The sequence below is a fragment of the Salinisphaera sp. genome (assembly GCF_002729955.1).
Classification (GTDB): Bacteria; Pseudomonadota; Gammaproteobacteria; order Nevskiales; family Salinisphaeraceae; genus Salinisphaera.
This window is the reverse complement of sequence record NZ_PBYA01000029.1, coordinates 77,295-99,067: the sequence shown is the minus strand read 5'-3', so window position 1 is coordinate 99,067 and position 21,773 is coordinate 77,295. Positions and strand designations below refer to the sequence as shown.

18 protein-coding genes are annotated in these 21,773 nt (G+C 64.8%); 12 read left to right on the top strand and 6 right to left on the bottom strand.

The window, feature by feature from the left end; translation table 11 throughout:
• Positions 1-81 precede the first annotated feature (81 nt).
• From CMN27_RS08585 to CMN27_RS08575, 3 genes are all read left to right on the top strand, one after another.
• Positions 82-1,419, top strand: coding sequence for a sigma 54-interacting transcriptional regulator (locus CMN27_RS08585; protein ID WP_293625622.1), 1,338 nt, complete (start codon positions 82-84; stop codon positions 1,417-1,419).
• 284 nt (positions 1,420-1,703) lie between these two features.
• Entirely contained in the window at positions 1,704-2,420 is a 717-nt protein-coding gene (fliA, locus tag CMN27_RS08580; protein WP_293625621.1) for an RNA polymerase sigma factor FliA, read from the top strand.
• A gap of 145 nt (positions 2,421-2,565) precedes the next feature.
• Positions 2,566-3,093, top strand: coding sequence for a gamma-glutamylcyclotransferase family protein (locus tag CMN27_RS08575; RefSeq protein WP_293625620.1), 528 nt, complete (start codon positions 2,566-2,568; stop codon positions 3,091-3,093).
• Between the two features lie 56 nt (positions 3,094-3,149).
• Here the strand turns inward: CMN27_RS08575 and CMN27_RS08570 are convergent, their stop codons facing one another.
• The 5 genes from CMN27_RS08570 to CMN27_RS08550 all read right to left on the bottom strand — a co-directional run bounded on the left by CMN27_RS08570 (position 3,150) and on the right by CMN27_RS08550 (position 8,601).
• A complete protein-coding gene (locus tag CMN27_RS08570; protein ID WP_293625619.1) occupies positions 3,150-4,259 on the bottom strand; it encodes a glycosyltransferase family protein in 1,110 nt (369 codons plus the stop codon).
• Between the two features lie 79 nt (positions 4,260-4,338).
• A complete protein-coding gene (locus CMN27_RS08565; RefSeq protein WP_293625618.1) occupies positions 4,339-5,313 on the bottom strand; it encodes a hypothetical protein in 975 nt (324 codons plus the stop codon).
• A 63-nt stretch (positions 5,314-5,376) separates the two neighbouring features.
• Positions 5,377-6,477, bottom strand: a complete 1,101-nt coding sequence (locus CMN27_RS08560) for a glycosyltransferase family 9 protein (RefSeq protein WP_293625617.1) — start codon at positions 6,475-6,477, stop codon at positions 5,377-5,379.
• A 166-nt stretch (positions 6,478-6,643) separates the two neighbouring features.
• Positions 6,644-7,918, bottom strand: a complete 1,275-nt coding sequence (locus CMN27_RS08555; RefSeq protein ID WP_293625616.1) for a HAMP domain-containing sensor histidine kinase — start codon at positions 7,916-7,918, stop codon at positions 6,644-6,646.
• Between the two features lie 2 nt (positions 7,919-7,920).
• Positions 7,921-8,601, bottom strand: a complete 681-nt coding sequence (locus tag CMN27_RS08550) for a response regulator transcription factor (RefSeq protein WP_293625615.1) — start codon at positions 8,599-8,601, stop codon at positions 7,921-7,923.
• 225 nt (positions 8,602-8,826) lie between these two features.
• On the opposite strand from CMN27_RS08550, the gene CMN27_RS08545 reads away from it, so the two are divergent.
• The 3 genes from CMN27_RS08545 (at position 8,827) to CMN27_RS08535 (ending at position 12,280) form a co-directional block, all read left to right on the top strand.
• Entirely contained in the window at positions 8,827-9,642 is an 816-nt protein-coding gene (locus CMN27_RS08545; protein WP_293625614.1) for an HAD-IIB family hydrolase, read from the top strand.
• Positions 9,643-9,654: 12 nt separating this feature from the next.
• Positions 9,655-10,890, top strand: a complete 1,236-nt coding sequence (locus CMN27_RS08540) for a glycosyl transferase (RefSeq protein ID WP_293625613.1) — start codon at positions 9,655-9,657, stop codon at positions 10,888-10,890.
• Between the two features lie 94 nt (positions 10,891-10,984).
• Positions 10,985-12,280 (top strand): GGDEF domain-containing protein, encoded by a 1,296-nt coding sequence (locus CMN27_RS08535; RefSeq protein WP_293625612.1) that lies wholly within the window; start codon positions 10,985-10,987, stop codon positions 12,278-12,280.
• Here CMN27_RS08535 and CMN27_RS08530 read toward each other — a convergent pair.
• A complete protein-coding gene (locus CMN27_RS08530) occupies positions 12,277-13,992 on the bottom strand; it encodes a sugar phosphorylase (RefSeq protein ID WP_293625611.1) in 1,716 nt (571 codons plus the stop codon). The genes CMN27_RS08535 and CMN27_RS08530 overlap by 4 nt on opposite strands.
• A gap of 94 nt (positions 13,993-14,086) precedes the next feature.
• Here CMN27_RS08530 and CMN27_RS08525 point away from each other — a divergent pair, with 94 nt between their 5' ends.
• From CMN27_RS08525 to CMN27_RS08500, 6 genes are all read left to right on the top strand, one after another.
• Entirely contained in the window at positions 14,087-14,494 is a 408-nt protein-coding gene (locus tag CMN27_RS08525) for a GFA family protein (RefSeq protein WP_293625610.1), read from the top strand.
• A gap of 10 nt (positions 14,495-14,504) precedes the next feature.
• A complete protein-coding gene (locus CMN27_RS08520) occupies positions 14,505-15,893 on the top strand; it encodes a DUF945 family protein (protein WP_293625609.1) in 1,389 nt (462 codons plus the stop codon).
• Positions 15,894-16,088: 195 nt separating this feature from the next.
• Positions 16,089-18,002 (top strand): tRNA uridine-5-carboxymethylaminomethyl(34) synthesis enzyme MnmG, encoded by a 1,914-nt coding sequence (mnmG, locus tag CMN27_RS08515; protein ID WP_293625608.1) that lies wholly within the window; start codon positions 16,089-16,091, stop codon positions 18,000-18,002.
• A 280-nt stretch (positions 18,003-18,282) separates the two neighbouring features.
• Complete coding sequence (locus tag CMN27_RS08510; RefSeq protein ID WP_293625607.1) at positions 18,283-19,890, top strand: peptide ABC transporter substrate-binding protein; 1,608 nt, start codon at positions 18,283-18,285, stop codon at positions 19,888-19,890.
• A 40-nt stretch (positions 19,891-19,930) separates the two neighbouring features.
• Positions 19,931-20,845, top strand: a complete 915-nt coding sequence (gene oppB / locus CMN27_RS08505; RefSeq protein ID WP_293625606.1) for an oligopeptide ABC transporter permease OppB — start codon at positions 19,931-19,933, stop codon at positions 20,843-20,845.
• 37 nt (positions 20,846-20,882) lie between these two features.
• Positions 20,883-21,770: an ABC transporter permease subunit gene (locus tag CMN27_RS08500; protein ID WP_293625605.1), complete on the top strand. Its 888-nt coding sequence runs from the start codon at positions 20,883-20,885 to the stop codon at positions 21,768-21,770.
• The last annotated feature ends 3 nt before the right edge of the window (positions 21,771-21,773 follow it).

Sequence of the window (21,773 nt, the reverse complement as noted above, 5' to 3'; positions counted from 1 at the left end):
GTGGGGGGCGTGGGGGGCGTTCGATCATGGGTAAAGACGGCTTTCGAATGGTGTCGATTCAGGGCAACGAGAATACGCGCTGTGGCATTCGCGTCATCCGATCATAACGCGTCGGTCCGGGTCGTAGCCGCCAGCCGCGATCTGGCCGCAGCGCTGCTCGCCGAACTGGCCGAGCTCGGCCTGAGCGTGGAATTCGTCGCGCCGGCCGATGCGGCTGACGATTTGGCAGGCTCGGCCTCACGTTGCCGCGTGGTCGTCGTGCTCGATACACAAGACGCGGCGTCACTCGGCGCGCTGGCCCGGCGACTGGCCGTTCGCCTGCCCTGTGTCCTGGTAAGCGATGGGGCGTACGTGAGCGACGAAGGTTTTCATTCGGTTGTACCCGCGCATACAACCCCCGTCGAACTGGCAAGCCACGTACGCCGCCTGCTTGCGCAGCGCGATGTCGCGCCCCCCATGCTGGGCGGCGATTCCGCTGCCATATCACAGGCTCGGTGGTTGATTGAACGCGTCGCCGCGAACGCCGCGCCGGTGCTGCTGTATGGCGAGGTCGGTACCGGCAAGTCGAGCGCTGCGGCACAAATCCATCGTCTTTCCGGAGGCCGTGGGGCGCTGGTGCGGGTTCAATGCGCGACCATCGCGGACGACGACGTAGAGACGGCCCTGTTCGGCGACACCGGCACACATCCGGGCTATCTGAAGGCGTCGGCCGGCGGCACCCTGGTGCTTGAAGAAGTCACCGAGCTGGCGCCGGCTTTCCAGGCGCGTCTGCTGCAATTGCTTCGTACCGGGCGTTGTACCCGTCCCGGCGATGCGCGGGCTCATGTTCTGGAGGCCCGGCTGATCGCGACCACCCGCTGGCCGCTACGGGCCGTGATGGAAAGGGGGCGGCTGCGCCCGGATCTCTACCACGAGCTGGCCGTGTTCCCGATCCGGCTGCCTGCGCTGCGTGAACGCCCCGGCGATATCGAAACGCTCATCGATCAGCTCTGCTCGGGCACATCGAAGGCGACGCCGCGGTTCGACGCGTCGGCGCTTGCGGATCTACAGCGTCACGCGTGGCCCGGCAATCTGCACGAGTTGTCCAACGTTATCGAGCGGTTGGCGATTCTTTACCCCGGCGTGTCGATCAATCGCGCCAGGCTCGAGGCCTGTCTGCATGTCGAGTGCACGGTCGCCACCCAGGCACGGGCCGACGAGGGGGGCAGCGATAGTTCGCCGGCCGCCCGTATTGCGGCCATGACGCTGCCGGAAAACGGCGTGGATTTGCGAAGCCTCTCGGAGCGTCTTGAAAAACAACTGATCGAACAGGCGCTTGCGCGCCACGGGCGGGTTGTCGCCCATGCCGCACGGGCCCTGGGCCTGCGTCGCACCACGCTGACCGAGAAGCTGCGTCGTTACGCGATCCGGACCGATTGATCTTCGAGATGACGATTACCTGACGCTCGGCGGCCTTTTCGGGTCATAAAGTGACGCTTAGCGTCATATTTTTGGCGTTTGCGCGTCGCCAATTGGCGCAAACCTGTCAATTTGGGTCAGTGGTGATCTCAACTTATTGAATATAAAGCGAAGTAAAACCGGGCATGCCGATTGCAAGGGGTAAGCCGTTACTCATTCAAACGCGCTGGCCTGCGGCGGCCAGCGACGCGCTAACGGCACTTCGTATCGCCCACGGCGGTGCGCTGACATGAGGGGATGACAGCATGCACGCGGCACTACAAACACTAAACCCGGTTCAGCAGGCCGGCCTGGTCGTTGACGAGAACCTGGAGTTGGTCAAGCGGATTGCCTGGCGGCTGTACCAGCGCCTGCCGGACTGCGTTCAGATTGAAGACCTGATTCAGGCCGGCACGATCGGGCTGCTCGAGGCCTGGGAGCGTTACCAGCCGGGCGAGCAGGCCAGCTTTTCGACCTTTGCGGGCATTCGTATTCGGGGTGCGATGCTCGACGAGATTCGCCGCGGTGACTGGGCGCCGCGTTCACTGCATCGCGCCGCGCGCGCGGTCAAGCAGGCGCGCTCCGATATCGAGCGGCGGTGTGGTCGTGCCGCGCCGAGCACCGAGGTGGCCGCCGAGATGGGTATGCCCCTCAACGAATATCGACGCCTCTGCGACGATGTGGCACTGGCCCACGTGACCAGTCTCGATGCCGCCATGGTCGAACAGCCGTCGCTGGAAGTGTCGGCCGGTATCGAATTCGCACCGGATGCCGCGGTTGAGTATGAAGACATGTGTGGCGCAGTGCAGCGAGCCTCCACGCAGCTGCCCGAGCGTGAGCAGCTGCTCATGCATCTCTATTACGAAAGCGGCTACAACCTGCGCCAGATCGCCGAGCATCTGGGCGTATCGGAATCGCGGGTTTGCCAGTTGCACGGTCGGGCCATCCGCCAGATTCGCAAGCTGCTCGGCGAAGCGGCCTAGGCCCGCCGCCGTTTTACGGACCTCGTAACTGACCGCCTTCGGGCGGTCTTTTTTTTGGCGTCATATCGCGCCGTGCTGCTGGGCCGCTTCGCGGTAGTCCAGCCGCCATGTAAGCTAGGCATCTGCGTCCAAGGCCCGGTTTTCGATGTTCTATTTCGCCTACGGCTCGAACATGCTGATCGCCCGGCTTGCCGAGCGTGTACCTAGCGTGCGCCCGGCAGGCCGGGCCTGGCTCGGCGGTCATCAGCTGCATTTTCATCTCAATGGCAGTGACGAGTCCGGCAAGTGCAACGTGCTTTATACCGGCAACGAAAGCGATATCGTGCACGGTGCCCTGTATGAGCTGGACGCGGATCGGCTGGACCGGCTGCATGCCGCGGAAGGTCCGCCCTACGTTTTTCTCGAGCTCGATGTGGGCACGCCGCAGGGCAGCGTGCGCGCCGCCACCTATCGCGGCCGCCCGGAATACCTCGACGACGAGTTGGTGCCCTTCGACTGGTATCGCGACTTCGTCACCTACGGCGCGCGCGAACATGACCTGCCCGCCGACTACGTTGCGCGTCTGGAAGCGGTGCCGACCGGGCGTGACCCCGATGAACAGCGCGCTGAGCACAATCGCCGCATTCTGGCGCACCAGGCGACCAACGTAATTCGCGATCCCGCACCGCGCTAGCGCGTCCCCCCCGCCGATCCGAGCTGCGCGTTGACGCGGCTGGTTTGCGGCCGTGCTCAGTAAGCGCCCGTCAGCCAGGCGAGCGGGCCGGGGCTGTTCCGCGTGCCTCGGCTCAGTGCCGCGATGTCACCGTGCAGAAGGTCGATCGCTTCGCTCAGCCCGTCGCGCCGGTGAGCATGGGTGGCCTCGGCATAGCCGTCGGCGTGTTCGAGAAAGCTGCGCAGTACGCCGGGCATGAGTCGATGCAGGGATGCGGCCGTGCCGACGCCCATCCGTCGAACCGCCTCGGCATTGAGGCGTTGTTCCACCGCGTCCTCGGGCAGGGCAAGAACCGGCTTGCCCAGATGTATGGCTTCGGAGAGCAGTTGATTGCCGGCGGTGCAGACCACGGCGCCGGCAGCGGCCAGGTCGGCAATGAAGCCGTTCTGTGATGGCGCCTTGAAATGCAGGTTGGCGCGCTGGCCGCGTTCGGGCGTGCCGTAGATGATGACCGGCGCGCCGCAGGCGCGCAGCGCGGCTTCCATGGCGGCGTTGTACTGGTGTGCGCCCTTGTTGAGATAGACCAGCACCGTGTCGCCGCGGCTGGGGCGGGCTTGGCGCACCGGTTCGCGCAGAATGGCGCCGACCGTGCGGATACGCTCGTGGCGCGGCGTGGCCGGATAGAAACTGGAGACGATTACCCGATCCGGATCGCCCATGAAGGCACGATAGCCGAGCCCGTCGCGACGTCCGGCCAGGGCGTCGCCGGGGGCGAAGTTGCAGTGGCAGAACGCCATGATGCCGACATGATCGAAGCCAATGCGTGCAATGCCGTGGTGGCGGGCAAAGCGATGGCTGTAGGTTTCGGAATCCGAGATCACGATGTCCGGCGCAAACTGTTCCATCTGCCGCCATACGGCGCGCGTGCGCGGTCCGGCCATCAGCAGGTCGGCCACTTTGGGCGCGTTGTGGCGTAGGGTGCGTCGCGCACAGATCCGGCCATGGGGGCCGTACTGATAGCCGATGACCGGAATTTCGACGCTGTCGTGGTCGTGGCAGAGCATTTCGTGGGCATCGCGCCCCGCAAATACGCGCACCCGATGGTGGCGTTCCAGCGCGGGCAGCACCGCGGCCGTGCGCATGGCGTGGCCACGGCCGTAACCCATCACCGCATAGGCGATCCGCATGACAACACCCGATTCATATGGCTTGGCCAGTATCGGGTCGTCGAATGACGGGAATATGACGCCGGTGGTCTGCCCTGTCTTATGCCAAGGGCATCTGGGCTTCGAATTCCACCAGCAGCTCGGGCCGGCACAGGGGGGCATGCAGCAGTGCCAGCGGTACCTCGGGTGCCCGTGTCCGGGCGATCTCGGCGACGATCGCAGCGTTCTCGGGGTCACGGATATAGGCTTTCAGGCATTGCAGGGCGCTAAGGCCCCGATCGTCTTGCCAGCAGGCCGCGCTTTGCATGACCGCGCTGACGTTGTCCAGCGCTTCGTTGGCCTGGGCGGCCACGTCGCCGACGTGGCGGCTCTCGTGGCCCACGATGCTGGCGGTGCCGGAAATCAGCAGGTAGGGCGTATCGCCCAGCTGTACCCGTCCGCCTCGGGCGAAGGCCGGCGCGCGCCGACCATAGTCGCGCGGGTAGGCATAGGCGCTGACCTGGCGTGGATTCTCGATGGCATGCACCGGTGTGTCGCCCAGTAGCGCATGCATGCGAAGGCCACGGCGGTGGCTGCTGACCAGCGTGGCCGGCGGCAGTACGGGCATGCCGTGCGGCGCGGCGTCGAGGGCCTGGCCACGGCCGAGACAAAAGCGCCGGTAGCGCTCGTCATCGCCAGTGCCGGCGGTGACGTTAGACAGCCAGTGCCAGATGCGTTGAACCTGGCCCAGGCCCAGGCGGCGCTGGAGACGAAACAGCGCGCCATAGGTATCGATGGCGGCCTGCTGGATCTGCTGTGGCGATTCGATATTTTCGCCGTCATCGATATGCAGCGCCGCGAAGGCGAAGCCGCCGCCCACGACATACTCCCAGCCCTCGGTCTGCCCGCGTTCGAGCGGTGCGGTGATCTGCCAGCTTTCCTGATCGAAGTCGCCGCCCAGCGATATCAGCGGGCAGTTGAACACGTCGGCGTCGGCCGCATGACGAACATGAATCGAGCCGGTTTCGTCGCACGCTTCGGGCCCGCTATGGGCGCGCCAGCTTACCGTGGCGGCCTGGGTCGGCGCGTCGGGCATAACAGTCACAGGGCAGTCGGAGGATGACGCAGTTTAGCCCGATGATTGATGAGGCAACAAAACTCAGGCGACGCGCGAACCGCGATACAGGGCACGCTGGCTGATCGCGTCCACGGCCGCCGAAGCGGTCAGCGCCGTACCTTCGAGCGATACGCAATCGTCGCCCAGGGGCGCATATTGTTCGGCGGGCGTGGCCTTGAATAACCCTACGACCGGTATGCCCGCCGCCGCGGCCAGATGCATGGGGCCGCTGTCAGCGGCCACGAAGCCGTTGAGCCGCCCGAGCAGGGCTGCGAGTACGTCGAGTTCGGCAACCGCCACGTTGGCGATATCGGCTTCGATCGGCTCGGGCTGGTCCGGTGCTCGAATCTGCAGCAATCGCGCCGTGGGCAGGCGCTGCTTGAACAGGGCGACGAACTCTTGCCACCAGTCGGCATCAAGTTGCTTGGCGCCGGTCGCAGGCGTGAAAAACCCGACGGTGGGGGTCGTCGATCGGATCGGCGGCGTGAAGGCAGCCTGCCAGTAGCGCTGGGCGGCGGCATTCGAGGGGCCGTGAGGGAACACGGCGAGGGTTTCGAAGGTTTTCCAGGGCACGCCGGTGATGCTGGAAGTGAGCAGCTCGACCGACTGGAGCGCCTGATGACGGCTTTTCGTACGTGGGGCGGCATGGGTGAGCCTGACCCACTGATCGTTTGCGGCAAACCCCAGGCGCTGACGCGAACCGGACAGGGCCAGGGCCAGCCGGTTGCTGGCGGAGTTGCCGCTGGGGTCGATGGCCAGGTCGTAGCCGATAGAGCGCAGCCGCCTGAGCAGCCTGAGCGTCGCAGGCAATGACTTGTTGCGCACCCAGACCTGGCCGATGGCGGGCAGGCTTTCCAGCAGCGGTTTCTGGCGTGGATCCTCGATCAATACATCGATGGTGGCGGCCGGCAGGGAGGCCGCCAGGCTGCGCAGCATGGGGGTCAGAAAAAGGATATTGCCCAGGCGTTTGTTTAAACGCACGACGAGAATACGGCGAGTATCGCCGGTCAGGGGGCTTGCCAGGGGTTCGACGGTGCCGAACAGCCGGGTCATCAGCCGGTTGAGTCGCTGGCGGTTGCCGCGCCGCAGGCGTTTGAGCCAAGCCTTGAAGCCGGTCGCGTTCACATCGCTATGCTGCGCCATGTGCGCTCCTGCGTAATACGCAAACGCAGTCATGATGAAGCGTCGACCCTGCGCGAACCGTCAACTCAACGTCAAAATTACGTTAAGACGCACGGGCATGCGTTATGCGGCCACGGTTTCGGAATGGTGGCCGGGGCGTGCTGTGGCGGCACGGCGAACACGCCGGTCAGGCAGTGTTTTCTAGCGGCGCGAAGCGTACCTCCACGCGTGTGCCCTCGTTGTGTCGGCTGGTCATGCGCAGCTGCCAGTCGTAGCGATGGGCAACGCGCTGTACCAGATACAGCCCCAGCCCCAGTCCGGCGCCGCGACCGTGGCGATAACCGCGCTCGAATGCCTGGCGTCTTTGTTCGGCGCTCATGCCGGGCCCGTCGTCGGCGACGCTGAGCACGCCATCGGCCAGTGTGACCCGAATATTGGGGCCGCCATGGCGCATGGCGTTGCGCAGCAGGTTGCCGAATACGATCACCACCGCGATGCGCGGGGCCGCAAGCGAACAGGCATCGAGCGCGGCGATCTCAACCCGGCTTTTGCCGAGCATTGGTTTGTAGGCATCGAGCAGTTCGCCGACCACGAGATCGGCCCGGCAGTATTGCTCGCTGGAAATACTGCGATCCTCGTCGCGGGCGAGAAACAGCAGCGATTCGATCAGGTCCGCCATCTGGGTCGAGGCGCGTTCGATGCGGGTCAAGGGCGCGCTGTCGACAAAGCGTGGGTCCTGTCGCAGCACTTCAAGCGCGCCCTGGATGACGGCCAGCGGGGTGCGTAGTTCGTGGCTGGCATCGGCGGTAAAGCTGCGTTCACGCTCGACGAAGCCGTCCAGACGCTGCATGAAGCGGTCGAAGGCCCGGGCGATGGCGCCTACTTCGTAGCCGTCGAAGCGTTCCGCCATGGCCTGGCCCGGTGCGCCCGGTTCAAGCCGGGCGACGTGGTCGGCCAGCTGGTTGATCGGTTTCAGGCTGAGCCGGGCAATCCAGATACCCAGCGGCAGCGCCAGTGCGAAGACGATGACCACGGCTGCGATAAGCGCCGCCCGAAACACCGACTGGCGGGATTCGATCGCGGTGGTGTCGTAGGCCAGAAAGGCACGCTTGCCGTTGATGACGGTGCTGGCCACGCGGTAGCTGCGTCCGCCGTAGCTCAGGTTGGCGCCGCTGGTATGCAGCGGCAGCGGCTGCAGCGGTTTGGGCAGGCGCTCAAGTTCGTCGGGTTCGACAACGAAGCCCTTGATGGTGGCCGAGTTGGGCAGCGCCGCTTCGCCTTCGAGCGGGTACTCGGCTTCCAGCTCGCCGAGCTCGTGGGCGACCATGCCGTCGAGCAGGTCGTGCTCAAGGCGTTCGTTGATCGCGAACAGCGCCAGCACGATCAACGTGGCCATCACGGCCACGAACAGGGCCAGGGCCGCGGTGACCCGAAGCTGAAGGCTGTGCAGCGGACGGAACAAGTCTAGGCCGCGTCCGGCGCGATCAACCGATAACCCATGGTGGGTACCGTATGCAGCAACGGCGTGCCAAACGGTTTGTCGATGGCTGCGCGCAGGGCGTGGATGTGCGTGCGCAGGGCTTCCGAATCCGGCGGGTGGTCGCCCCAGATGGCGGTTTCCAGTTCGCCGCGACGCACCAGTCTGGGCGAGGCGCGCATGAGTACTTCCAGCAGGCGTAGCGCGGTGGGGGTGAGGCTCACGCGCTGGTTGTCGCGCGTGGTCTGCCAGGTGTCCAGATCGAGCACGAGATCGGCCACGCGCAGCACGTGCTGGCTCTGGCGCGGGCCGCGATTGCCGAGTGCGGTCAGCCGGGCATCGAGTTCGAGCAGGGAGAACGGTTTGATCAGGTAATCGTCGGCACCTGAGGCGAAACCGGCCAGCTTGTCGTCGAGCGTGTCGCGCGCGGTCAGCATGAGGATCGGCGTCTGTCGATCGGCCTCGCTGCGCAGACGTGTGCATAGATCGAAGCCGTCAATACCCGGCAACATGAGGTCGAGTACGATCGCGTCGTAATCGTTGACGACCGCCAGGTGCAGACCGGTCACGCCGTCGCTGGCAGAGTCCATCACGTGATGGCGAGCCGAGAGAAAATCGATGATATTGGCGGCAAGATCCTCGTTGTCCTCAATTACGAGTATGCGCATAGTCGAAGTTCCCGCCCGAGCCGTATTGCCAAAAGAAGCGCCTGGCACGAAGCCATGCGTATTACACGCACCATGTTATCCGTATTTCGCCAGCCCCGGGCTTACGCGCGGCACGCGAGAGCGCGTCGTGCCGCCTCACCATTGCCCCGCCAGCCGCAATACCATGACTGATTCGATCCCGACTGTCTGTCTGCTCCACGTGTCGGCGGGGTGCGCGCGATGAGAATGGCGCGCTCGTCGGCCGTGGTGTTCACCGATCTGGATGCCACGTTACTCGACCACGATGACTACGGCTGGCAGCCGGCGGCCCAGGCGTTGGCATTGCTGGCCGCGCGTGACGTGCCGGTGTGTATTGTCACCAGCAAGACCGCGGCCGAAGTGGCGGCGCTGCGAACCGAGCTGGGTAACGCCCATCCCTTCGCCGTGGAGAACGGCGGCGCGGTCGCGGTGCCCCGGGGCTATTTCGACGGCGCGCGCTGCGATGCCCAAACGCCGGTGACCCTGACCACGCTGGGCGCGGAACGCGACCGGCTGCGATCGCTGGTGACCCGGTTGCGCGAGGAACAGGGTTTTCGGTTCACCGGGTTCGGCGATATGGGCGTCGACGACGTCGTCGAGGCGACCGGGCTTGATGCAGCGAGCGCGCTGCAGGCACTCGAACGCAGCTCCTCCGAGCCGCTGCTCTGGCAGGACAGTGAAGCCGCGCTCAAGGTGTTTTCTGCCGAGGTCGCCGCAGCGGGCCTGGTGGTGCGGGTGGGTGGACGTTTCGTGCACGTGCTCGGCCCGGCCCACAAGGGCGATGCCCTGGACTGGCTGCGTGCACGTTATGCGCAGGCCCACGGTCCGATTCTTGCTGTAGCGTTGGGCGATAGCGGCAACGACGCCGACATGCTCGAGGCGGCCGATATCGGTTACTGGGTCGCCCGGCCTGACGGCAGCTATCATGCGCCGGCGACCGGCCATATCCGCCATGCGCGCGGTGTGGGCCCCGCCGGCTGGGCCGAGGCGATCGAGGCGTTGATCGCCCATCACGAAATCTGAACGGGGAACGGTATGGCGGATTTTCATCAGAACGGGTTGATCACCACCCTGCACCGGCTGGGCGATCGGCCCATCGAAGCGCTCGAGGCGGAGCTGCGTGCCTTTGGCGAGCGCCGGGCGATGTCGTTGATTCTGCCCTGCCTTTATTCCGAGCTCGAAGGCGACGCGCTGCCGCATATCGTCGAAGAACTCGCCAAGGTCGATTATCTGGACGAGATCATCATCGGGCTCGACGCCGCCGACGCTACCCAGTTCGCGCATGCCCACGCATTCTTCGAGCGCCTGGGCCAGCATTATCGCGTGCTCTGGAACGACGGCCCGCGCCTGCAGGCGCTCTACGATCGGCTCGATGCCGAAGGGCTTGCACCCGAGCGCCCCGGCAAGGGCGCCAACGTCTGGAACTGCATGGGCTATTTCCTGGCCTCGGGGCGTGGACGCGTACTCGCCATGCACGACTGCGATATCAAGACCTATAACCGGGATCTGCTCGCCCGTCTTTTCTATCCGATGGTGCACCCGAACTTCACCTACAAGTTCGCCAAGGGCTATTACGCGCGGGTGGCCGATGGCGGCATCAACGGTCGCGTGGCCCGGCTTTTCGTCACCCCGCTGGTGCGCGCGCTGATGACCGCGGTCGGTGAGATGGAATACCTGCGCTATATGGACAGCTTCCGCTATCCCCTGTCCGGCGAGTGCGCGATGACGGCATCGGTGGCCGAATCCATCCGTATTCCCAGCGACTGGGGCCTGGAGATCGGTATTCTCGCGGAAGTGCATCGCAACTACACGCCGAACGCGATTTGCCAGGTCGATATTGCCGATGCCTATGACCACAAGCACCAGCCGGTTTCCGATCACGAAGCCGATACCGGGCTGGCCAAGATGAGCGCGGATATCGCCAAGGCGCTCTATCGCAAGCTGGCGACCTATGGCGTCGTGCTCACACCGGAAACCATTCGCACCATCAAGGCGGTGTATCTGCGCAATGCGCTGGACAGCGTCGAACGATTCTATTTCGATGCGCAGATCAACGGCCTGGGCTACGATCGTCATCAAGAAGAAAAGACCGTGGAAGTCTTCGTCGAGGCGATCATCAAGGCGGGCGAGCAGTACGTCGCCAATCCCATGGAAGTGCCGTTCATGCCCACCTGGAACCGGGTGCGCGCGGCCTTCCCGAATTTTCTGGCCGACTTTCATGCGGCCGTGGAGGCCGATCACGCAGAAGCCCTTGCTGCCAGAGGGGGTTAAGTCTGCCGGTGTAGCGCATGCGTGGCTGTTAAGCAGCGCGTCACGCTGCACCGTGTTATGAAAGCACGCAAAAAAGCGTGCAAGGACCCCTTTCATGGCGACGTTGTCCAATACCAACGCCCTAGCGAGCTCGCGAGAAATCGAAAAAACACAGTCGGGCCCCGAAATGGTCGGCCTGATCCGCCAGCAGCTGGAGGACGGCTTCGGCTCGCTGCGTTTTCAGCCGACGCTTGAGCAGGCCTTTCGCCAGCACAACAACGAAGCGGCGCTGGTCAATCGGGTTGCCCTGCTGGTGCTCGCCCTGATCGTGCTGTTGATCAGCCCGCTGCTCGATACCACGTTTTTTGGCGTGCCGTTGGCCGCGGCCGGCTATTCGCGCGGGCTGCTCATCGGCTTGCTATGCCCGGTGATCCTGGCTGCACTGCTGTGGTGCATTTGCTGTCGGCGGTCGGCGATCACCGAGTATGTAATCACCGGCCAGTTCGCCATCGTGAGCATCGGGCTGCTGGCCAACCATATCCTGCTCAACCGCTACGGTGCCGATTTTCCGATCGAGTTCCTGGGCGCCGCACTGGTCGCGGTGGTCGCGCTCGGACGGGTGCGCTCCTGGCTGATATTGCCGGCAGCGTTGCTGCTGGTCGTGATTACGCTGGCAACCGAGGTCTGGGTGGTGAATTCCAGCCCGGCCGACTATTACCATCTTGCCGCCGCAGGCGTGCTCGCCCTTTTCGCGATCTACCTGCAATACAGCAACGAATACGTGCTGCGGCGCAGCTGGCTCGATCGACAGCTGTTGCAGCTCGTCGCCCGCCATGATGGCTTGACCGGGCTGCTCAACCGGCATGCCCTGGAAAACGCGCTGGCCACCGCCCATGCCCATGCCGTGCGTGTGCGTGCCGACTATGGCCTGGCCATGATCGATATCGACAAGTTCGGTGCCTACAACAATCACTACGGTCATCCGGCCGGCGATGAGGCCTTGCAGAAGGTCGCGAGCGTGATCGGATCCCATGCCCGGCGCCCGCTTGACGTATGCGGTCGCTACGGTGGAGAAGAATTCGTGGCGTTCTGGATCGAGGGCGATCAGCACAAGCTCGAAGTGCATGCCGAGGCGCTGCGCGCCGCCGTCGAACAGGCTGCGATCTCGCATGCGACCTCGGATGTCGCATCGGTAGTTACCGTCAGCATTGGTCTGTGTCATGTCGCGCAGCCGCAGGATCGCGATTCCCTGTCCTCGGTGCTTTCCTGTGCCGACCAGCTGCTCTACGACGCCAAGGCCCAGGGGCGCAACCGCGTGGCGGTGGGTCACTTCGACCGGATCCAGGGCGACAAGGAGGACTCGCAGCAGCCGGTGAGCAGGCGTGGGCGCGGCCGTGGGCGCGCCGGTTAGTCGCTGATCCAGGCCACTTCGTACGGGCCCAGCGTAATCGAGCGGCTTGAGCCGCTGATTTCGCTGGCGGCGACCACGTTGCGTCGCAGGCGCGCCTCGGGCAGCACATGGGCAGGCACCTTGACCGGCCGATCGGTGACGTTATGCAGTGCCAGCAGCGTCTGGCCTTGGCCACGGCGCTGCACGGCGAACAAATGCGGACCGAGATCCACCAGCGTTTGGGCGGCATCCGGATGCAGGGCGGGCTGGCGTGCCCGCACCGCCAGCAGGTGCTTCAGGCGTGCGAAGACGGTGGCGTGATGGCTCTGGCTGGCCAACTGATAATCCAGCTCGCCGGCGTCCCACTTGCGGCGGTTGATGGTGCGATAGCGACCGCTTTCCTCCACCCGTGCCAAGTCGTTGTGGGTCGCGGTCAGGCTATGGAAATACAGCGCGGGAATACCGGCGAGTGCCATGGCGATCGCCTGACTGCAGATAAAGCGTTCGATATGCAGCGGCGTATCGCGTTCGGGCGCGGCGGCGAGCAGATCGTAGTAGGAAATATTGAGTTCGTAGGGCTTGTGCGAGCCGTCGGCGACGGCACGGGTGGACACGAAGCCGCCACGCTCGCGAACGGTGTCCACCAGTGCGGTGATGGACTCGGGCTCGAGAATCGATTCCACCGCGCGCAGGCCGATGCCGTCATGGCTGGCGGTGAAATTCAGGAAATGACAGCCCTCGGGCAGGGCCGGCAGGCTGCGCGCCCAGTGGCTGAGCGTGCTCGCGTCGCCGGTGAGCAGGGCATCGGCAACCAGCGGCGGCAGGGCGAACTGGTAGGCCACATGGGCCTCGTCGCCGTCCACGAGATAGGAGATGTTCTCCACATGCGGCACGTTGGTTTCGGTAATCAGCTGCACGCCGGGCGCATAGTGGGCCAGCAGCGCGCGCAGGAACTTGATCAGCCGATGAGTCTGGGGCAGGTGAATACAGGGCCCGCCAATGTCTTTCCAGAGAAAGGCCACCGCATCCAGGCGTAGCAGCCGCGCGCCACGGGCGACGTATTCGAAGATGATGTCGATGAATTCCGACAGCACCATCGGGTTGGCAAAGTTCAGGTCGATCTGGTCTTCCGAGAACGTCGCCCACAGATGCCGGGTGCCGCGGGTGGTGGCCACCTCGGCGAGCAGCGGCGTACTGCGCGGACGCACCACCGCCCGCAGGTCGGCGGCCGGATCGACCTCGATGAAATAATCGCGGCCGGGATCGACGTCGGCGAGGTAATTGGCAAACCACTGGCCCTTGCGCGAGGCGTGGTTGAGCACGAGATCGAACATCAGCGGATGATCGTCGCCGAGTGAGGCCACATCGCCCCAGTTGCCCAGCTGCGGGTCGACGGCGCGGTAGTCCATCACCGAAAAGCCGTCGTCCGAGCTGTGTGGATAGAAGGGCAGGATATGGATCGCGGCGATCGAATCGGCCAGATGCTCGGCCATGAAGGCCTTCAGCGTGGCCAGCGGCGCTTCCCCCGGGCGCTGGACGATATCGCCATAGGTGATCATCACGTTGAAGGCCTGATCGATCGGCGTGGCCGCTTCGATCGGCAGGCCGTGGCGCAGGGCCGCCGTGGCCGCGCGGTCCACGCAGTCGGTCGCGGAGGCTTCGCCGTAAAGCGGGTCGAGCCAGTCGATCAGCGGCTGACGTGGCGCGGGGTTGGAAGAGCTTGCATCAGGCATGGGTTTGCAGAAACAAGGTTTGTGCCAGCATGCATTATGCCGGGGCCGGTTCTATGATGGGTGCCGTGCTCGATTTCCATGACGAGGCGCGATCATGATCGAAGGCGGCTGTCTGTGTGGCGCCATACGCTATGCGATTACCGGCCCGCTTGCGGATATCCAGGTCTGTCATTGCCATAGCTGCCAGAAAGCCCAGGGCGGGCCGTTTGCGACCAATATCCCGGTCGATCGAAGCTGTTTCGAATGGCAGGGCGGCCAGGCGCATATTCGTAGCCATGAATCCTCGCCGGGCAAGCACCGCCTGTTCTGCGGCCGCTGCGGTTCGCCGCTGATCAGCCGTCGCGACGATGCACCGGAAACGGTGCGCGTACGCGCGGGCACGCTCGATCGTGCGCCGGCGGTGGGTATTGCCAGCCACGCATTCACCGCCGATGCCGCGTCCTGGTGGGATGGCGACGACGCAGCGCCGCGTTTTGCTGGCCCGCGGCCGAAAGCGCAGTGATGGACGCCGCATGATTCGCAGGACCCTGATTCTGGGCGTGCTGGCGCTGCTCGTACTGGCCGCGGCCGCGCCGGCGCTGGTCGGACTTTATCTGGAGCGCGAGTTCGCCGGCGTCGTTGCCCGTCTCGACCGTCCCGGCGTGACTCGAGTCACCCAGGCCCGGTTCGAGCGTGGCTGGTTCAGTTCCACGGCGACCATGCGCCTCGAGCTCGCACCACCGCTGTGCAGCGCGCCGCCCTGTGCCGGCACCACTGTGCATACCCGCATTCATCACGGCCCGCTGCCGTTCGGTGCGCCGTTGGCCCGCGACGAAGGCTTCGAACCCAGCCTGGGTGTGGGCGTAACCGATATCGATCTGGCGTCTCTTTGGCCCAGGCGCGTGTTCGAGCCGGCCCTGGCGCCCCTGAAGGTGTTGACGCGGGTCGGGTTCGACGGGGTGGCTCGCTCGCGGCTGCGCTTCGACGGGCGCACGCTGGATATTTCGCGCGATCGGCTGCTGGCCCATATCGAAACCGCGCCGATCGAGGCTGACGTACGGATACCGCTGAGCGGCGGCTCGCTCGCCCTGGACGCGAATGCCCCGGAGTTCAGCATCGTCGGCGCCGACGGCGGACAGCTGGCCTGGCATGAACTCGACGCACGGCTCGATGCTGGGGGCAGCGGCACGGTACGCGCGCGTTCGTTGAGCCTGGCAGACGGGCTCGGACAGGCATTGCTGCTGAAGACGCTGGCCTGGCAATGGCAAAGCCTGCCCGGCGCGCCGGGCCGTCTCAGCGCACGCCTGGATGGCAGGATCGCGCGCGCGGTGTTCGACAACGAGGCATATGGCCCGTTGGCGCTGGAAGCCCGGGTGGCCGATCTGGATTTGCATGCCTGGCATGCGCTGGCCGCCCAGCTCGGTCGAATGCGCAATGCCGACACCGGCGCGATCAATGAAGCCGCCCGGGCCGAGCTGTACCGCGAGACGCTGCCCGCGCTGCTGGAAGGCGGCCCGCGTATCGAGATACCGCGCCTGCGTCTGACCACGCCTCAAGGCGATGTCCGTCTGGCGCTGCGCGTTCAGGCCCCCGAAAAGATGCGCCGCGCCCGCCTGCTGGCGGACGTGGTTTCCCAGCTGGACGTGGACTTCGAAACCCGGGTGCCGGCGGGCCTGGCCCGTGATCTGACCGTTCAGGTAATGCAGGCCAGCGGGCGGGCGCCCGAGACCATCGAAGACGCCGATATCGATCGGGCCCTGGCCGAACTGGTGCAACAGAACCTGATCGAATCGATCGACGACGGCGCGGCCTATCGTTTGCGGCTCACGATCGAGGCCGGGCGGCTTACGCTCAACGGCCGCAACCAGATCGGCTGGAAAGCCATGGTCGACCAGTTCGAGGCTGCCCGCGAGCGGCTTTGATCCAGGCTTGCAAGTCGCTCGCGGCGTGTGAGACGAGCGATTTCGACGGCGGTCGCGCCGGTGGCATCGATCGATGAACCCACGCCCGATCGTAGGGGCGAAGCCAGAAATCTTCGCGCAACGCAAATGAAGCACAAAACACGTTAAAATACCGGGTTTTCCAATTCGACCGCGGCCATGTCGCGGGAGCGCGCAATGAACACGCAGACCGATTTCGACGTCATCGTGGTCGGCGGCGGCCATGCCGGCACCGAAGCGGCCACCGCCGCTGCCCGTATGGGCGCGCGTACGCTGCTTTTGACCGACAATATCGAAACCATCGGCCAGATGTCCTGCAATCCGGCCATTGGCGGTATCGGCAAGGGCCATCTGGTGCGTGAAATCGATGCCCTGGGCGGCGTCATGGCCCGGGCCGCCGATCGCGGTGGCATTCAGTTTCGCACGCTTAACGCCCGCAAGGGACCGGCGGTACGCGCGACCCGTGCCCAGGCCGATCGTGCGCTCTACAAGGCCGCCGTGCGCTCGATGGTCGAGAACACGCCCAATCTGGCGTTGTTCCAGCAGTCGGTGGCCGATCTGATCGTCGATGGCGATCGGGTGGCCGGCGTGATGACCACCATGGGCCTGGCCTTTCATGCACCCACGGTGGTGCTGACGGTGGGCACGTTTCTGGGCGGCACCATTCATATCGGCCACAAGCGCTTCGGCGGCGGTCGCGCGGGGGATGCGCCCTCGAATGCGTTATCCGAGCGCCTGCGCGCGCTGGACCTGCCGGTGGGCCGGCTCAAGACCGGCACGCCGCCGCGTATCGATGCCAAGAGCATCGACTATTCGCAGCTGGCCGAACAGCCGGGCGACGAGCCCGCGCCGGGGTTTTCGTTCATGGGCGAGCGCGGCGAGCATCCGCGCCAGGTGAGCTGTCATATCACCTATACCAACGAAACCACCCATCGGATCATCGCCGACAACATTGGCGAATCGGCCATGTACTCCGGGCAGATCGATTCGGTGGGCCCGCGCTATTGCCCCTCGATCGAGGACAAGGTGGTGCGCTTCGCCGACAAGGCCTCACATCAGATCTTCATCGAGCCGGAGGGCCTGACCTCGGCCGAGGTCTATCCCAACGGTATTTCCACCAGCCTGTCGTTCGAAACCCAGCAGAAGGTCGTACGCTCGATCGCCGGCTTCGAGAACGCGCATATCACCCGGCCGGGTTATGCCATCGAATACGATTATTTCGATCCGCGGGCGCTTTCCTACACGCTGGAAACCCGGGCCATTGCCGGGCTGTATTTCGCCGGCCAGATCAACGGCACCACCGGCTATGAAGAAGCCGCCGCCCAGGGCCTGCTGGCCGGGCTCAACGCCGCTCGGGCGGTGGCCGGCGAAAGCGCCTGGTGGCCGCGCCGCGACGAAGCCTATCTGGGCGTGCTCGTCGACGATCTGATCACCCGCGGCACGATCGAGCCCTATCGCATGTTCACCTCGCGCGCCGAGCATCGCCTGCTGCTGCGCGAAGACAATGCCGATACGCGCCTGACCCCCGTCGGCCGGGAGCTGGGGCTGGTTGACGATACGCGCTGGGCGGCGTTCAAGGCGGCGCGCGACGCGGTGGCCGCCGAACAGGCGCGATTATCGGCGATCGTGGTCAAGCCGGAAGACTTCGGCGCCGATCGCGGCGAACGCGTTCTGGGCAGCGTGCTCAAGCAGGCAACGCCCGCGGCCGAACTGCTCAAGCGCCCGGGCGTGGATCATGCCTGTGTGGTGGCCATTGAAAGCGTGGGCGCGCCCGATCTGTCGCACCTCAACGCCGAGGCCGCGGAAGCGGTCGGCGAGCAGGTCGAAATCCAGGCCAAGTACGCGGGCTATATCACCCGCCAGAGCGCTGAGATCGAAAAGACGCGCCAGCACGAAGCCACCGCCCTGCCGGCCGACCTGGATTACGCGGCGGTATCCGGGCTGTCCAACGAACTGCGCGGCAAGCTCGAGGACGTACGCCCGGCCACCATCGGCCAGGCTTCGCGTATTCCGGGCATGACGCCGGCCGCGATCTCGTTGCTGCTGGTTCACCTGAAAAAGCTGGGCATGAAGCTGGCAAAGAGCGCCTGAACGGCGCCCCAAACCGGGCAAGCGTTTGGCCGCGGCGGCATTCGCCCTGAGCCGTATCCGGCCGCGCGTTGTCTTGCGTTGGGCGGCAAACATTCGTGTAACCTAGCTAGCGACCCGTGATGAAAATATCTTCATGCGGGGTTGATAGCGCGGGTATGCACCGGCCTTTGTTTTGAATGCGTTGAACAGCAGCTGACGTTCAGCTGTCTTGCCCGGCCGGCAGTCAATCAGAAAGCGGTTTTGCGGGGCCAAATTGAACAAGCTTCGAGCGTTCGGGTGTGTGTTTTTTGTTGCGCTGTCGATCACGGCGTGCAGCAGCGACGAATCGGAAAAATTCCCGGTCAAGAGCACGCCGGAAATCCGTGAAGACGGCAGCACGGTCCTGCGTCGCGGCAACGGCGCCGAGCCGGAGAGCCTGGACCCGCATCAGGCCCGCAGCGTGCCCGCGGCCAACGTTCTGCGCGACCTGTATTCGGGCCTGGTCCAGATTTCGCCGAGCGGGGCGATCGAGTCGGCCGATGCCGAATCCTGGGAGATCGGCGACGAGGAGCGGGTCTATACCTTCAAGTTGCGTGACGACCTGCGTTGGTCCAACGGCGAGCCGCTGACCGCGCAGGACTATGTCTACAGCCTGCGGCGCAGCGTCGACCCGGTCACCGGTTCGCCCTACGCCCAGCTGCATGCGGCGATCATCAACGCCAAGGCGATCATCGCTGGCGACAAGCCGCCGCAGGCGCTGGGCGTACGCGCCGTGGACGACCGCACGCTCGAAATCACGCTTACCGCGCCCACGCCTTATTTTTTGGGCACGCTGGCGCACAGCATCAGCTATCCGGTCTACCGGCCGGCCGTCGAAGAGTACGGCGCCGCGTTCAGCCAGCCGGGCAACGCGGTCACCAACGGCGCCTATCGCATGGAAAGCTGGCGCGTGAATTCCATGATCGCGCTCGAGCGCAACCCCGAGTACTGGGGTGATGACGAGACGTCGATCGGCCGTGTCGAGTTCTATCCGATCACCAATCAGAACTCGGCGCTGTCGCGCTATCAGGCCGGGGAACTGGACTGGGCCACGACCGTGCCGATCTCGCGGCTGGAGACGATCAAGAAACATATTCCGGCCCAGCTGCACGCCGAGCCGACGCTGGGCGTCTACTACTACGGCCTGAACGTCAAACGCCCGCCGTTCAAGGATGCCCCGGAGCTGCGCCAGGCGCTGTCGATGGCGATCGACCGGCGTACTATCGTCGACAAGATCACCCGCGGCGACGAAATTCCTGCCCACGGCTGGATTCCGCCGGTGGTGGAAGGCTATGCCGGGGCCCAGTTCGAATGGGCGAAGCTGTCCGATTCGAAGCGTGAGGCCAAGGCCCGGGAACTCTACAAAAAGGCGGGGTATTCCGAGGACAAGCCGCTGACGGTGGAGATTCGCTACAACAGCGGTGAAGGCAACAAGAAGATCGCCTCGGTCATCGCGGCGATGTGGCGCAGCGTACTCGGGGCCGAGGTGACCCTGCGCAACGAGGAATGGAAGGTCTTTCTCGACAGCGTGCGCCAGGGCACCGACACCGAGGTCTACCGACTGGCCTGGATCGGCGACTACAACGATCCGAATACCTTCTTCGAGCTGATGAATTCGAAGTTCGGGCTCAACGGTACCGGCTATGCCAGCGCCGAGTACGACCGCCTGCAGGAAAAACAGGCGCATATGCCGGACGGCCCCGAGCGCATGAAGACCATGAAGAAAGCCGAATCGGTCCTGCTGGCCGACAGCCCGATCATTCCGATCTATTTCTATGTCAGCAAGTATCTGATCAAGGACTACGTCAAGGGCTTCGAAGGCAACCCGCTGGATTCCTACTACAGCAAGGACCTGTCGATCGAACCGTGAGCAGGTCGATACGAATCTCGCCACTCGGGCGCAGCCGCTCATGTTGAGCTATGCGCTGCGCCGCCTGCTCGGGGCGATTCCCACCCTGTTCATTCTGCTGACGCTGGCGTTCGTGATGATGCGGGCCGCGCCCGGCGGGCCCTTTGACGCCGATCGCGAGCTGCCGCCCCAGGTGCGCGCCAATCTCGAAGCCAAGTATCCCCTCGACGAGCCGCTCTACCAGCAGTACGGGCGCTACATCTGGGATATCGCCCATTTCGATTTCGGGCCCTCGTTTCAGTACCGCGATACCAGCGTCAACGATCTCATTGCCTCGGGTTTTCCGGTTTCGCTCAAGCTCGGTGCGGCCTCGCTAGCGTTTGCGCTGATCTTTGGCATACCGCTGGGCATGCTCGCGGCCCTGCGCCAGAACCGCCCGGCGGACTACGGCGCGATGGCGATCGCCATGCTGGGCATCTCGATTCCCAATTTCGTGCTCGCGCCGCTCATGATTCTGGTGCTGGCCGTCTATAACGACTGGCTGCCGGCCGGCGGGCTGGGCGGCTGGCAGAACTACGTCATGCCCGTGCTTGCCCTGGGTACCGCCATGATGGCCTATGTCGCCCGCCTGGCCCGGGGTTCCACCATCGAAGTCATGCGCTCGAACTATATTCGTACCGCCCGTGCCAAGGGGCTGTCGGCGGCGCGCGTGGTGTGGGTGCATGCATTGCCCGCCGCGCTTACGCCGATCGTGTCGTTTCTGGGCCCGGCCGCGGCCGGCATCATCACCGGCTCGGTGGTCATCGAGACGATCTTCGGCATTCCGGGGCTGGGCCAGTTCTTCGTACAGGGCGCGCTCAACCGCGATTACACGCTGGTGATGGGCGTGGTGCTGTTCTACGGCATTCTCATTGTGGCCTTCAATCTGGCGGTCGATCTGCTCTACGGCTGGCTCGACCCGCGGGTGAGCTACTGATGGCGTGGGTGGTCGGTTCAATCGAGCGAAGTCGCGCATGATCTTCGGGCGACGCAAGAAAATGCAGCAGGCGGCGCATGGCCGCAGCCTGTTTTCGGATGCGCTGCGCCGGCTGCGCTCGAACAAGGCCGCGCTGGCTTCGATTGGCGTGCTCGGCTTCATCGTGGTCGCGGTGGTGGTCGGCCCGTGGCTGTCGCCACACAACTACTTCGCCCAGGACTACGGCGCGATCTGGGTCGCACCGACGACGACGGACGCCCACTGGTTCGGCACCGACGGGCTGGGGCGGGATCTGTTCGTACGTGCGCTCGAAGGCGGGCGTATTTCCTTGATGATCGGCTTCGTCGCCACGCTCGTGAGCCTGGTCATCGGCGTGGCCTACGGGGCCACGGCCGGCTATGCCGGCGGGCGCGTGGACGGCGTGATGATGCGCATCGTGGATATTCTCTACGCGATGCCGTTCCTGTTCTTCGTGATCCTGCTGATGGTGTTTTTCGGCCGCAATATCCTGCTGATCTTCGTGGCCATCGGTGCCATCAACTGGCTGGACATGGCGCGTATCGTGCGCGGGCAGACGCTCGCGCTCAAACAGCAGCCCTTTATCGAGGCCGCGCGCATGTCGGGCGCGCCGGCGGTGTCGATCATCGCCCGCCATATCGTGCCCAACCTGCTCGGCGTAGTGGCGGTCTATATCACCCTGACCATTCCGCAGGTGATTCTGTTCGAATCGTTCCTGAGCTTTCTCGGACTCGGCGTGGCCGAGCCGGCCACCTCCTGGGGCGCGCTCATCAAGGACGGCGCCGACGAAATGAATCGGGCCCCCTGGCTGTTGATCGTGCCGGCGGTGTTTCTGGCCGCCACGCTGTTCTGCTTCAACTTCATCGGCGACGGTCTGCGCGACGCGCTCGATCCGAAGGATCGCTAGGCG